The organism is Paenibacillus sp. EC2-1, from assembly GCF_049311625.1.
Lineage (GTDB): Bacteria > Bacillota > Bacilli > Paenibacillales > Paenibacillaceae > Paenibacillus_AQ.
Genome location: NZ_CP186006.1, coordinates 939,699 through 952,423, shown reverse-complemented (window position 1 = coordinate 952,423; position 12,725 = coordinate 939,699). Strand labels below are relative to the sequence as shown.

Genomic DNA, 12,725 nt, shown 5'->3' with positions numbered 1-12,725 from the left:
ACTACAACATCGCCCGCCCTCAGGGAATGGGTGATTTATTGCAAGGGGCTTAATCCGAAGACCCTTTCCATTTAAGTAACGCCACACTCTCCACATGGCTTGAGTGTCGGTCACTGTAATTTAAGCCGTAAGAAAAGCGGTGGCGGTAAACTTATAATGAATGTTTACCGAGCCGTCCGCCTGTACTTCAATCTTTTCAATAAACCTATGCACCATTTCAGAAGTCAGTTCTTCCAACTTCATAAACTGCTTGAGTTCTATTTTCAATCGAATGATACTTTCCCCTGTACTATTACTTGCTTGTAGCGACTGGAAGCTTTTAAACTTCTCTTGAAGGCAACACAGTTCTGCATTGCCACTCTCAGTTGCTTCCTTATATTCGGTCTCATCAATCGTACCGCTTGCTAAAAGTCTGATTAACCCTGTCTTTTGTTCCTTCAACTTTTCAATGCGCCTTTGCAATGTGTGCAATTGCTTCTCTGCTTGCTTTCTTGCTTGTAAAGTCTTTACCTCTAACCGTCCCACAACTTCATTCTCATTGAGAGTTTCAGTCATGTTACGAATATCAGCTAGGATATCACCTATGAGTTCTTTTTCCTTAACGCTATGCTGACTGCAAACGTGCTTTCCATGCTTGTAATAGTTGCCGCATACATAGCCCTTACGATAATGAACGTACCATAGAGCCTTGCCACAATCAGCGCAGAAGAGATAATTTGTAAAAAGGTGCTTTTTAGCCTTGGGCTTTGCTTGTTGTCGCTTTCGCCCTTCCATGTACTGCTGTACGGCTTCAAAGTCTTCTCTTGTAATTATAGCTTGGTGGGCGTTTTCAGTAACAATTTGCTTTTCCCTTGGTATTTCTTCGCGTACTTTTGACGTAACGCTTACTGTTGTCTGCCTTCCTTGAACTAAATCGCCCACATAATGGGGGTTAGTCAAGATTTTCTTAATAGATGTGCCTTGCCAGTATAGCCCTGCATTTTTCTTACCGATGACTTGAGCAGGTGTTGGACATCCTTCACGGGTTAAAGTACGTGCAATAGCGTCAAATCCCTTTCCTTCTAAGTACATTCGGAATATCCGTATTACATTGTTGGGCGTATCGTCCTCAGCAAGAACAAGCTTTCCACTAATCAGTCTGTAACCATATGGCGGAACTGAGCCTTTAAACTCACCTTTTCTTGCTTTACTGTTGAGGGCGGCTTTGATTCGATTGGACGTTCGCTGTGATTCCTGTTCATACATCCAAGCATATAGCCCAAACATCTCACCTTTGCCCTCAAGCGTATTGATTGCATTGTCAAGTGTGACTATGTGAATACGCTTCTCCATAGCTGTATCCCTAATTTGATAGGAAAGACCGCCATTCCGAGCAAGTCGTGACAGTTCTTTTGCCGCGATAACGTCAAATTTACGTTCTTTAGCATCCTGTATCAGACGTTGTAAATTTTCTCTTTTACCAGTTGTTCCACTTTCAACGTCAACATAGAAGTCAAATACATCCCACCCTTGTTTCTCAAGGTATTCGTAAAATAAGCTTCTTTGATTTTGTAATGACGTTTTTTGTTCTTCTTTATCTGTCGAAACACGAATATATACTGCACATCTCATAGTTACGCCACCTCTTCACTATGAGATGTATTGGCGTTACTTTCATTATACTGGAAGACTGCTTCTTGTTCTATCAATCTGTCAATCTCCGAGTTAATAAGCGGCATAAGCAGTTCATGAAACGTTACGTTATCTCCATAAGTTCGTTCAACTTTCATATGTTGATTCCTCCCTGAGCGTTATCAGGCTAACAATCGCGGCAGGGTAGTAGATAATTGCGAAATAGTTTCTTGTTTTTTTTTACATCCTACAAGTCGGGCGGTTAATGCAACGAACCGATATTTAATCTCGATAACTATTTCGATAAAGTAACCTAATCACTCCATTAGTCTAGCATCTTAATTTCGTACATATTGCTAGTTCCAATCAGATGGTTAATATTCCATGAAATTTACAGTTACCTCCATGTTTACACTGAATAATGTTAGCTTCGTTCTTCATGAGAATGTCCACATAGGGATTCGCTGTAAATAAAAATAGTAATCAGCAATAGGCTCCTTCATGTGGATAGAATCTCCATTATCCAAAGGCTTATAAGAATAATACAAATGCTTGTTCACCAAAATCACATTATTCCTAGGTAACTACTGGTATTTATTCTCATTTTTTTATGTCCTGCTTTCCTATAAAGCAAATATGAGACTTCACGAAGTGAAGGCTCGGGTGGGCATCAGAGAAGCACCGACAAATAAAGAAAACTCTCCTAGTAATATAGGAGAGCATACAGAAGGGATATGAAAGTATGAGAATCATTAAAGACAAGCTAAGAGTCGTTGCAACTTTAACAGCTGATGAAATAGAACGCATTAAGATACAGTATCCTAGTAAACGGCGTAACCCTTATTTTCAACATTGTTATTATCAGCGAAAGCCCAACTTCTTTGCAGTATGGTTATTGCCGATGAAAGGATATGTTTACCGCCACTTCAACGCTATGCTTTCTTTTAATCCTGCTAACCCACCGATTGAAGCTTTGGAGATATTCAATATGATTGAGCCTGAGCGATGGAGGGTTAGCAGACTGGATGTTGCATTTGACTTCATAACGCCATATGAGGACTGCTTTCTATTGCCACCACCAACAAACATAAAAATTAATCGTTACAACACAACCATGTACTATGGGGCGGTCAGGTCAGCATGTACGGTCTGTCAGTACAACAAGCAGAAGCAACTAAAAGAAGTTCACGGAGTTGATTCTGTACCAATGACAAGAGTTGAGTTTCGATTGAAGCCCAAACTCAAGCCGATAACACAGTACGATAAACAAGACTTTATCAAAATGGAAGGGTTCCGTTTTGTGTCAAATACGAATGAAATGACAGGCTTGAGGTGCTTACTTAAGAGCATAACCAACGGAAAACGCGAATGGAGAACGCTTGGGCGGAAAGACAAGCAGGAGATAACAGCGGCGGTCAAGGACAGAAAAACTGATATGCTTAAGCTTTTCCTCAATTATATAGAAGGAGACATTGACGGATTCATGTTTGACGGTCTTACCGCTCCTTTAATTATTGATGAATCATATCATCAACATGCAGGATGATGTAAGGGTTCATAGTATTCCTTGCTCAGACGTTCATATTTAGCTTCTGAGCAAGGTATTGTATACCCCCTCCCATTGCCTAGCCATCGACAAATGCAAGCTATGATAGAGTTTATGGCTGTTTGACGCACCTGATATTTTTTTGAATAATGACTGAAAGTAAATAACCACTCTTTCAGAGGGGGCAAGAAAGCTTTAGAATAATGATACTTATGACAGTATCCATGTCTTCAAATTTGCAATATGATTATTCTTATTACAGGCAAGATTGTGTAACTTGACTCACATAAAATAATTAATCGCGCACCAAACATGTTCATAATTCACAGTAGGATACGCGAAAAAATTATATGTTGATAAAAAGCAATTTATTGAGTATAATTTCAAAAAAATACCTCAAATTCCATGACGAAGAAAGTAGTTATAGAAAGGTCGTAATAGCGAGTCGGGGATGGTGGAAGCCTGATGCAACTTCTGTAATGAAGCCTACTTCTGAGAAATGTACTTGAAGTTATGTAGAGTACATCGGGGACATTCTCCTCGTTAAAAAAAGAGGACCAGTAACGGTCAAATTAGAGTGGTACCACGGGAATAAATCTCGTCTCTTAGAGACGGGATTTTTTTTATTTTGCTTTCGCTTGTCAAATGGATTTAAGTATATGAACAAAGGGGATGTTGCAAATGGATAAAGTAGTAAATTATTATGATTTGATTGATGAGGATTCGAGGTTCTCAAGAAACTCAAGAAAAATTGAGTTTTTGACAACCACCCATGTCCTTAACGATGTTTTGCCACAACAGGCGAAAATATTAGATGTTGGAGCAGGGACTGGCGTTTACTCTTTCTATTATGCAGAGAGACAACATGAGGTAGTAGCAATTGACATTACTCCAAGGCATGTAAGTGAGATACAAAAAAAATGTAATGAAAAAGGAATTGAACTAAAGGCATATGTGGAGAATGCCACAGACTTGAGCAGATTTGATACAGAATCATTCGATTTTGTAATGTGCTTTGGTCCTCTCTATCACATTATAGATGGCGATGATAGAAATACCTGTATAAGGGAATGTTTGAGGGTACTGAAGAAGGGGGGGCATTTGGCTATTGCGTATATAAATAAATACTCGGTTATACCGATGCTTGCCACTAGGGACCCAAAGTTTATTCGGGATGGTGTAATTGATAAGGTAGTTAATCAAGGTGTTATTGTTGATGGAGATGCAGACTGTTTTTGGACGGATGCCTATTTTACAAGTCCGAATGAAATCGAAGGACTTTTAATGGATTTTGATGTCATCACTGTCGACCATATTGGGACCGATGGAATAAGCCACACGATACAAGAATATGTAGACAAACTCGAGGAAACTGAATTCAATTTTTGGCTAAGCTATCATTTTCAAACATGCAGAGAAAAAAGCATACTAGGAATTAGCACTCATGGTCTGTACATCTGTCAAAAAAGATAAGAATCAAAATAATACAATAAAATACCCAACAAAAAAAGAGGGGGGTACCCCTCTTTGCTACATCCGCCAATACACCTCAACTATTAGTCTTTCCTGACCAACAGTGAGCAACACTCCACATGCACCGTATGCGGGAACATATCCACCGGCGTAACCTCCACCGTCCGATACCCTCCATCTTCGAGTATCCGCAAATCTCTTGCAAGCGTAGACGGATTACAGCTCACATACACGACACGCTCCGGCTTCATCTCAAGAATCGTCTCCAAAAGGCGTGGGTCGCAGCCCTTTCGCGGTGGGTCGACGACGATGACATCCGCTTCGATCCCCTTCTCTTTCCATGCAGGAATTACATCCTCAGACGCACCAACCTCGAACTCCACATGACTCATCTCGTTGAGCTTAGCATTCGCTCTAGCATCCTCAATCGCTTCCTTGACGATCTCAACGCCATACACCTTCTTGGCATGCTGAGCCAAGAACAGCGAGATTGTACCGATACCACAGTACGCATCGATAACGGTCTCGTTGCCGGTCAGTCCGGCATATTCCACCGTCTTCCCATACAAGACTTCCGTCTGCGCAGGATTCACCTGATAGAACGAGCGCGCCGAGATCGCAAACTTGACGTCTCCGATATAGTCATGGATGACCTCGCGTCCCCACAGGACACGGGTCACATCCCCGAAGATCACATTTGTCTTCTGTGTGTTCACATTCTGACAGACACTCACCACAGCCGGCAGCTCCTCACGAATCGCCGCGATCCACTCATTCATGCGAGGGATCCGGTCACCATTCGTTACGAGGACGATCATCATTTCACCAGTGGCAAAACCAATCTTCACGACAACATGGCGTAGCAAGCCTTGTCCGGTTTCTTCATTGTATGCCGTAATGCCGAGTCTTTGACCAATCGCCTTCACACGATTTACAACCACATCATTCTGCTCATGCTGAATAAGGCATGTCTCCATATCGATAATGCGGTGGCTGCCACGGGCGTAGAAACCTCCAACTAGACCGCCATCGGTAACACCAATCGGCACCTGTGACTTGTTGCGGTAACGCCAAGGCTCACTCATCCCAAGCGTTGGGCGCACAACAATTCCATCGAAATGAGCCTGCTGCTCTCCTATGCTACTTAGATCTACATTTTCCGTGGTTATCCCTTCAGACCGGGACGTATTCACACCCTGCGCCACACGAGAGTCCGCTGACTCCGAAGCTACAGCGTCTTCTTTTAGCACCCGCAGCTTTCCGATCCGCTCCAGGTTGTCCACCACCAGCTGACGCTTCCACGCTAGCTGCCCAGCATAATCCATATGCTGGAGCTGGCAGCCACCGCACCGATCATAGATAGGACAAGGGGCCGAAGTCCGGGACTTACTTGCTTCCACCAGATCCATGAGCTTCGCATAGCCGTACTGCTTCTTCGTCTTAAGCACTTTTACACGAACCTTTTCGCCAGGTAGCGCCCCTTGTACGAACAATGTATACCCGTCAGCGCGGCCTACGCCTTCGCCGTCATGGTTCATTCCAATGATGTCGATGACAACCTCGTCGTTCTTGCCTACGGGCAGTCCCTCTATAACATTCGAAGGCTTATTACTGCGTTGCGGACCGCGTCCGCTGCGGTTCTTCTTCATGTTGTGCAGATCACTTCTTTCCATTCAGCTTATTAATATATCTAATCATGATCCCACGCACGGGAACACTTCAACATTTCATCTATCTATTCAAGTCGAGGAGAGCTTACCTCAACTCATCCATTCATACGACGAAGTACATCCATATCACTCTATATTCTCTCTATTCATGGCATCCATACTAAAGCCCTGTCATAAACAACAAAAAAGCCCCCACGGGGGAGCTAGTCGACAAAGCTCCGTCCATCATTATACGGGAGCTTCCTATGACATTCAATCTAATTCCTACCTTATGCAAAAATCCTTAGATGCTGCGGCAGATTCCGGAACGTTCCCGGCAATACACCACCGAATTCACCATCCACATTCAGCTGCACCGGTCCTGGGGAGACAACCTCCATATAATCGGTCCGGAAGTGAATGACTTTCTTATCGTTGATATGCTCCCCACGCAAAGCGAGCGAGACAACACGAACGAATTCTGCAAGGTTACATTTCCGAAGTGCAATGACGTCGAACAGACCATCATCGATGCTCGCCCCTGGAGCCAGCTTCTCAAAGCCGCCAACCGAGTTACTATTCGCGATAAGGAATACCATGAACTCATCATGAATCATCTCTTGGCCGTTCGCCTTGATGATCAGCTCCTGCGGCGTCAGACTGACCATCTTCTCCAAGCCCTTCAGATAATAGGCTAACTGGCCAATCATCGTCTTCAGCTTACTCGGCACCTCATACGTAAGCTCTGTGAGTGTACCGCCGCCTGCAATATTAATGAAATAACGATCATTTGCCTTACCGAGGTCAATGGGCCGAGTCACATTACGGATCACTAGATCACAGTACTCTTCCCAGTTCTTCGGGATGCCAAGTGCCCGGGCAAAATCGTTCGTCGTTCCCAGTGGGAACACACCCAAAGGTGGGATATTCTCTTTCTCCGCCATGCCATTGATAACTTCATTCAAGGTTCCATCACCGCCAGCGGCAATGATAAGGTCATAGCCCCGCTCCACTGCCTCTGCGGCTGCGAGAGTCGCATCGCCCTCACCGGTTGTCGCATGACAAGAGGTCTCAATACCTGCGTTATCTAAACGCTGCAGTATATCGGCAAGTCGCCGCTTCATTTCCTCCCGCCCAGAGGTGGGATTATAAATTAAACGTGCTTTTCTCATTTACGATACGCCACCTGTACTCATGATTTCAAGGGTTCAAGAAGAGTATGAACCTGGCGCAGCATCCACTGCGGAAGCAATGGATGAGGTAACAACGTTCGGCCTGAATAACGACACGAAAGCCCCTCAAGCCGGTCCGGGATTACCTTCTCGGTAAAATACCCCTCACTTAAAAAAAGCGGAGCCACGATCACCTCGTAGCCGCGCTCCTTCCACTCAACTACCTTCTCCCGAATATTCCCGGGATTCAGTAGTGCAGCATCCGCAGACGCCCCGCTCACTTCCGCTACGAGACGGGCCAAAGAATGTATACCCCGTTCCCAGCGTGTGCGAAACAGCTCATGGCGACTGCCATGACCAACCAGCAGAACAACCTCGTTTGAAGGATCTGTAGATCGTTCACGAACCTTATCCCATATCATTACAGCAATATCAGGATCGTCGTCAACTGGGTTTCCAAAGTGAACCCGTGCCTTCACCTCAAACGGCTCTAGATCCGTTTCCTTATCAGGAACAGACTTCACACCCAAAGCGTATGCTATTTCATCAATATGCGTGCTACCTGAAGATACGAACAACGGAATAACCAGCATGTCCGTGACACCCTGGTCTTCTAGCGCAAATATACCATCTTGAATGAGTTGACCTTCAACCAATTCCAGATATGAAGCTACAACCGGTATATCTACACGCCTCCCAAGCTCTTGAACCGCTTCGTCCACAAGCGTTACCCAAGCCTCTTCCCTAGAGCCATGACTGATGACAAGCACTCCAGGTCTCATCTTAACGCCCCAAGCGCTCCAGCGTCATTTTATAACCATCATTACCATAGTTCAAGCAACGCTTCACACGTGAGATGGTAGCCGTGCTGGCTCCCGTTTCTGCTTCTATCTGGTTGTATGTGTTTCCTTTGCCGAGCATTCGAGCGACTTCCAAACGCTGTGACAAGGATTGAATTTCATTGACTGTGCATAGATCATCGAAGAATACATAGCACTCTTCTACGTTCTTCAATGTCAACACTGCCTCAAATAATTGATCGATGCTTTTATCATTTAATTTCTTTAATTGCACTGGATCATCCCCTACCGTTACTTATACGCTCTTTCATTGTACCTGAGCCGATACGATCTTTTCAAGCATTAACGATTTCACGCACTACAGGACGACCATAGCATTTACAATTTTATGACAAAATAACCTATTAAAAAAGAGCTTTCAGCCCGTATAGGCAACCGCCCGTTTCCGCTCCTATCCCGTAAACAAGGGCAAGAGCCTAATCCATTAGCCCGCCTATTTCATACAGTATAGTAAACCATCCAAAAAGGAAAGTGATAAACATGTCAGGTCATCACTATTATCACCACCGCCGGCCCTCTGATCAACGGGCAATCAGTGAATTGCCGCCTACAGCGCCTTACCCGGGTGTTAATCCATATGCTGACTTCCAGGCAGAAGCTGGAGGTTCCGATTTCTATCCTTATTCGAATGCGGTGCAGCCTCCTCTAGCCCCCTTTGAAGGGATACAGGAAGTTGGGGGCAATTATCCAGTCCCTGTATCGGCAATCACACCTGCTCCTACGAACAGCAGCTCCAGTGGTGGATTAGCTAGTTTACTTAGTGGGCTAAACCTCAGCAATCTTGATATTAAAGGTATTATTGAGAAAATGGGCGGTATTGACGGTCTTGTTGCGAACATGGGCAAGGTTCAGAAAGTCATGCAAGGTGTACAGCAGCTTGCTCCTGTAATGTCTCTACTCACCGGAGTCTTTGGTAAAAAAGGTAAAGGCGCTTCATCGAATGCTACGAATTCGATAAAACGAAAGGGATCCAGATCAAGAAGACGCCATTCCGGCTCTTCTAGCAAGCAAGGAGCCGGCTCACGCAGACCTTCCTCAGGCAAGCGTAGACGCTCTTAAATAAGGATATTCATCCATAAGGTGATGAATTCATGTGTCTGAGGAAGTTCATACCGAGCAGCAAACAGGCCAATCAAGGAGCAATAGGGGCTAACTCACGCCTTTATGCTTCCGATTGGCCTATTTTTCTATAAGATGTTTCAGATCCCAAGTCTTGCACTCATTCATTATGCCATAACCGTTAACGACTCCAACCTCCACCACCAGTGGCATCTTTATTACAATCTGGATTATTCTGATCCATCGATTTCAGACGAAACCAGTAGGAAGCTCGAAGACCAGACCTCAGGAGCATCATAATGCTACCAATTAGATATAGGACAGTCGCAATACTTTTCAAATGGAAATAAAACATCATAATACTTCCCGATATAAATAACATAGCCGTCAAAATTTCGCTTAAAATCATGCCCGTCTCATAGCGACTTGTCACGGTTAATCTTCTTCTTCGTCTTGTTTCACGACTCATTCTCCGCAGCAGCCTAGAACGCAGAGGTTCACCAGATCGGTGCTTCTTGGTGTTTTTAAACGGATACCGAAGTTTGTTCATCATACCCTAATCCTCTCCTCTGTCTGGTTTTACCCGTCCTAGCAGGAGTGAATCGAATGAGACCATTACCTATTTAAACCAACCTCTTCGAACGAACCACAGCACCATACTTGAACCCAGCAGGAACATGAATAAAAGGACCATTCCATAACCAAAAGACCAATGCAGCTCCGGCATTACATCGAAATTCATTCCATAAATACCAGCGATCAGTGTGAGCGGCATAAATATCGTAGTAATTACCGTTAGCGTCTTCATAATATTGTTCATCCGATTGGAGTTTAGAGAAATATAACTATCCCGTAAATCGGAAGTCATCTCTCGATCCACCTCAATCATATCTGTGAGCTTCAACAAATGATCGTAAATATCAGAGAAATAGGCGTGATGACCATGTTTCTGAACATGCTGTGAGTTCACAACCCGGTACAAGAGATCGCGCATGGGGACAACCGTTCGTCTGAGCTTAAGTAGCTTGGAGCGTATAGCAAACACCTGCTGCACTAAGTCATCGACCGACTCATCCCCACCCTTGCTCTCAATATCCGCTAACTCATCTTCTATAGCGAATAAGCTAGGAAAATACTGATCCACCAATTTATCCATCACCGTATAGGCTGAGAACGTAGCCCCATTAACTTTCACACTTCTTTTCTTCACGCTTTCGCTCACTCGTTCCCAAGCTTCATCCACTTCATTTAGGGACTGCATATGAAACGACACAAGTAGATTAGGGGACAGGAAGAAGTCGACCTCTACAGCTTGCAGATTATCTGCATCGAGGGCGTGAAGAACAAGGAATTGTACATCATCATAATAGTCGAGCTTCGGTCTCTGTAACACATGTAGACAATCTTCCACCGCCAGTGGATGAAAATGAAAATAGGTTTCCAGCATCCGAGATTCCTCTGGTGTCGGCATATTAAAGTCAACCCACACCCATTCATATTCCTCCATCTTCAGCTCTTCCAGAGGAAGGCCAATCATGGCTTCACGGTTTCGAGTTACTGCTAATGTTCGGATCATAAGCTTGGCCCCCCGCTCTTTCCTTCTTTCTTATCATCTGATCTTCTACTCTATATTAAACAAAAAAAGCCAATCTTATATGATTGGCTCCACAGCTATCCATTATATCTGTATGTGTTAAATCCATATTAGAATAGGATTTTGAAGATTAGACCTGAGAGCAATGCCGTAATTGGAATAGTAATGAACCATGTCACTACGATACGACCCGCAAGAGACCATTTAACGGCAGAGAAGCGTTTGGCTGAGCCAACACCGAGGATTGCCGAAGTAATGGCATGCGTTGTACTGATTGGCAAGTGAAGCAGTGTAGCCGAGAAGATAACTGTCGCGCCAGTAAAGTCGGCAGCAAATCCGTTAATCGGCTCAATTTTGAATATTTTGGTACCCATCGTTTTGATGATCTTCCATCCACCGACCGAAGTACCAAGCGCCATCGCTGTAGCTGCGGATATTTTAACCCAGAGAGGAACTTCCATTTCACTGAGCTGACCTGAGGTCACGAGTGCGAAGGTGATAATCCCCATCGCTTTCTGCGCATCGTTGGTACCGTGCGTGAAAGATTGGAGTGCTGCCGTAAAGATCTGCATCGTACGGAAACCTTTGTTCACGTTATGCGGACTTCGCTTCGCAAAAATCACTTTAAGCAGCTGCATGATCAGATATCCGATAACAAAAGCAATAATTGGTGATAACACGAGCGCAAGCACAATATCCGTAAATCCTGAATAATTAAGCTTGTCACTACCCGCTCCAACATATACTGCACCTGCTAACGCACCAATGAGAGCGTGTGAGGAGGATGACGGAATACCAAACCACCAGGTAACCAAGTTCCAGATGATCGCGGCGATAAGTGTTGCGATAACGACTTCAATCCCGTTGTCGAGTGTTGTCGGATCCGCCACACTACCACCGATTGTTTTGGCTACACCAGTAAACATCATCGCACCGATAAAGTTCATGGATGCTGCCATAATAATCGCTGTCCGAGGCTTTAAAGCTCTCGTCGATACGGAAGTTGCAATGGCATTAGCCGTATCATGGAACCCGTTGATGAAGTCAAAAGCGAGTGCCAGAAATACGACAATCCCTAATACGAGCATAGTTGTATCCATTGTTCAGGACCCCTTACGAATTACGCATAATGATGGATTCGAGCATATTTGCCACGTCTTCGCAAGTGTCCGTGGTAGTCTCTAGACGTTCGTAAATCTCTTTACGTTTGATCAGTTCGATCGGATCAGATACCGTTGCGAACAAGTCTTTGATGCAGATACGCAGCAACTCGTCACCTTGGTTCTCCAGATCATTCAGACGGATCGTGTATTCACGAATAGCCAGCAATTTCTTTTGCGATAGCAAGTGAATCGCCTTCTGCATCTCGTATGAAGACTGACGGAGGATCTCGGCAAACTGAACAATATATTCGTCAGGTTGACCTAATTGGTACATATAGAATCGGGATGCAGTGGCTTCAAGACCGTCCATTACATCATCCATGCTGGTTGTCAAATCCATGATGTCGTCGCGTTCGATTGGCGTAATAAATGTTTTGTTGAGTTCAGTAATGATGGTGTGCGTGTATGTATCGCACTGAGACTCAAATTTTTTCATTTCATTAGCAAATTCTGTGACATCTTTTAGATTAGAAACGTGCTGTGAGAAATAATCTGCTGCCTGCACGATTGTGTCGGCCATATTCTCCAACGTCTGAAAGAATATATCCTTTTTCTTCAATTTCATACTCTAACCCCTTTACGGAAAATTGCCAAGAAC

13 protein-coding genes and 1 other annotated feature are annotated in these 12,725 nt (G+C 44.3%); of the genes, 3 read left to right on the top strand and 10 right to left on the bottom strand.

The genetic code is table 11. The features are described from left to right. Nucleotides 1-120: 120 nt before the first annotated feature. The gene (locus ACK8P5_RS04540; protein WP_422659797.1) at nt 121-1,611 is read right to left on the bottom strand and encodes a recombinase family protein; all 1,491 of its coding nucleotides are present in this window, start codon (nt 1,609-1,611) and stop codon (nt 121-123) included. Nucleotides 1,612-1,613: 2 nt separating this feature from the next. Continuing rightward, nucleotides 1,614-1,769 carry a hypothetical protein gene (locus ACK8P5_RS04535; RefSeq protein WP_422659796.1) on the bottom strand — a complete coding sequence of 52 codons (156 nt, stop codon included), beginning with the start codon at nt 1,767-1,769 and terminating at the stop codon, nt 1,614-1,616. Nucleotides 1,770-2,353: 584 nt separating this feature from the next. On the opposite strand from ACK8P5_RS04535, the gene ACK8P5_RS04530 reads away from it, so the two are divergent. Together ACK8P5_RS04530 and ACK8P5_RS04525 are read left to right on the top strand one after the other, a co-directional pair. After that, the gene (locus ACK8P5_RS04530; protein WP_422659795.1) at nt 2,354-3,157 is read left to right on the top strand and encodes a hypothetical protein; all 804 of its coding nucleotides are present in this window, start codon (nt 2,354-2,356) and stop codon (nt 3,155-3,157) included. Nucleotides 3,158-3,553: 396 nt separating this feature from the next. Beyond that, nucleotides 3,554-3,766, top strand: a binding site (T-box leader). A 72-nt stretch (nt 3,767-3,838) separates the two neighbouring features. Next, the gene (locus tag ACK8P5_RS04525) at nt 3,839-4,630 is read left to right on the top strand and encodes a class I SAM-dependent methyltransferase (RefSeq protein WP_422659794.1); all 792 of its coding nucleotides are present in this window, start codon (nt 3,839-3,841) and stop codon (nt 4,628-4,630) included. An 83-nt stretch (nt 4,631-4,713) separates the two neighbouring features. On the opposite strand, the gene rlmD is transcribed toward ACK8P5_RS04525, so the two are convergent. The 4 genes from rlmD to ACK8P5_RS04505 form a co-directional block, all read right to left on the bottom strand. After that, nucleotides 4,714-6,279, bottom strand: coding sequence for a 23S rRNA (uracil(1939)-C(5))-methyltransferase RlmD (gene rlmD, locus ACK8P5_RS04520; RefSeq protein WP_422661370.1), 1,566 nt, complete (start codon nt 6,277-6,279; stop codon nt 4,714-4,716). Nucleotides 6,280-6,569: 290 nt separating this feature from the next. After that, nucleotides 6,570-7,451, bottom strand: a complete 882-nt coding sequence (locus ACK8P5_RS04515) for a diacylglycerol kinase (RefSeq protein WP_422659793.1) — start codon at nt 7,449-7,451, stop codon at nt 6,570-6,572. A 20-nt stretch (nt 7,452-7,471) separates the two neighbouring features. Continuing rightward, nucleotides 7,472-8,233: a sirohydrochlorin chelatase gene (locus ACK8P5_RS04510; RefSeq protein WP_422659792.1), complete on the bottom strand. Its 762-nt coding sequence runs from the start codon at nt 8,231-8,233 to the stop codon at nt 7,472-7,474. Nucleotide 8,234: 1 nt separating this feature from the next. After that, nucleotides 8,235-8,525, bottom strand: a complete 291-nt coding sequence (locus tag ACK8P5_RS04505) for a YerC/YecD family TrpR-related protein (protein WP_422659791.1) — start codon at nt 8,523-8,525, stop codon at nt 8,235-8,237. A 266-nt stretch (nt 8,526-8,791) separates the two neighbouring features. Here ACK8P5_RS04505 and ACK8P5_RS04500 point away from each other — a divergent pair, with 266 nt between their 5' ends. Beyond that, nucleotides 8,792-9,370, top strand: a complete 579-nt coding sequence (locus tag ACK8P5_RS04500; protein WP_422659790.1) for a hypothetical protein — start codon at nt 8,792-8,794, stop codon at nt 9,368-9,370. A gap of 181 nt (nt 9,371-9,551) precedes the next feature. Here the strand turns inward: ACK8P5_RS04500 and ACK8P5_RS04495 are convergent, their stop codons facing one another. The 4 genes from ACK8P5_RS04495 to ACK8P5_RS04480 all read right to left on the bottom strand — a co-directional run bounded on the left by ACK8P5_RS04495 (nt 9,552) and on the right by ACK8P5_RS04480 (nt 12,692). Then, on the bottom strand, nt 9,552-9,923 hold the full coding sequence (locus ACK8P5_RS04495) for a YrhK family protein (RefSeq protein WP_422659789.1): 372 nt from the start codon (nt 9,921-9,923) through the stop codon (nt 9,552-9,554). 66 nt (nt 9,924-9,989) lie between these two features. Next, nucleotides 9,990-10,946 carry a magnesium/cobalt transporter CorA gene (gene corA, locus ACK8P5_RS04490; protein WP_422659788.1) on the bottom strand — a complete coding sequence of 319 codons (957 nt, stop codon included), beginning with the start codon at nt 10,944-10,946 and terminating at the stop codon, nt 9,990-9,992. 128 nt (nt 10,947-11,074) lie between these two features. Next, the gene (locus ACK8P5_RS04485) at nt 11,075-12,064 is read right to left on the bottom strand and encodes an inorganic phosphate transporter (RefSeq protein ID WP_422659787.1); all 990 of its coding nucleotides are present in this window, start codon (nt 12,062-12,064) and stop codon (nt 11,075-11,077) included. Between the two features lie 13 nt (nt 12,065-12,077). Then, complete coding sequence (locus ACK8P5_RS04480) at nt 12,078-12,692, bottom strand: DUF47 domain-containing protein (protein WP_422659786.1); 615 nt, start codon at nt 12,690-12,692, stop codon at nt 12,078-12,080. Nucleotides 12,693-12,725: the final 33 nt, after the last annotated feature.

Coding starts and splice junctions, on each gene's coding strand:
- ACK8P5_RS04540 (WP_422659797.1), bottom strand. CDS start 1,611: ATGAGATGTGCAGTATATATTCGTGTTTCGACAGATAAAGAAGAACAA.
- ACK8P5_RS04535 (WP_422659796.1), bottom strand. CDS start 1,769: ATGAAAGTTGAACGAACTTATGGAGATAACGTAACGTTTCATGAACTG.
- ACK8P5_RS04530 (WP_422659795.1), top strand. CDS start 2,354: ATGAGAATCATTAAAGACAAGCTAAGAGTCGTTGCAACTTTAACAGCT.
- ACK8P5_RS04525 (WP_422659794.1), top strand. CDS start 3,839: ATGGATAAAGTAGTAAATTATTATGATTTGATTGATGAGGATTCGAGG.
- rlmD (WP_422661370.1), bottom strand. CDS start 6,279: ATGAAGAAGAACCGCAGCGGACGCGGTCCGCAACGCAGTAATAAGCCT.
- ACK8P5_RS04515 (WP_422659793.1), bottom strand. CDS start 7,451: ATGAGAAAAGCACGTTTAATTTATAATCCCACCTCTGGGCGGGAGGAA.
- ACK8P5_RS04510 (WP_422659792.1), bottom strand. CDS start 8,233: ATGAGACCTGGAGTGCTTGTCATCAGTCATGGCTCTAGGGAAGAGGCT.
- ACK8P5_RS04500 (WP_422659790.1), top strand. CDS start 8,792: ATGTCAGGTCATCACTATTATCACCACCGCCGGCCCTCTGATCAACGG.
- ACK8P5_RS04495 (WP_422659789.1), bottom strand. CDS start 9,923: ATGATGAACAAACTTCGGTATCCGTTTAAAAACACCAAGAAGCACCGA.
- corA (WP_422659788.1), bottom strand. CDS start 10,946: ATGATCCGAACATTAGCAGTAACTCGAAACCGTGAAGCCATGATTGGC.
- ACK8P5_RS04485 (WP_422659787.1), bottom strand. CDS start 12,064: ATGGATACAACTATGCTCGTATTAGGGATTGTCGTATTTCTGGCACTC.
- ACK8P5_RS04480 (WP_422659786.1), bottom strand. CDS start 12,692: ATGAAATTGAAGAAAAAGGATATATTCTTTCAGACGTTGGAGAATATG.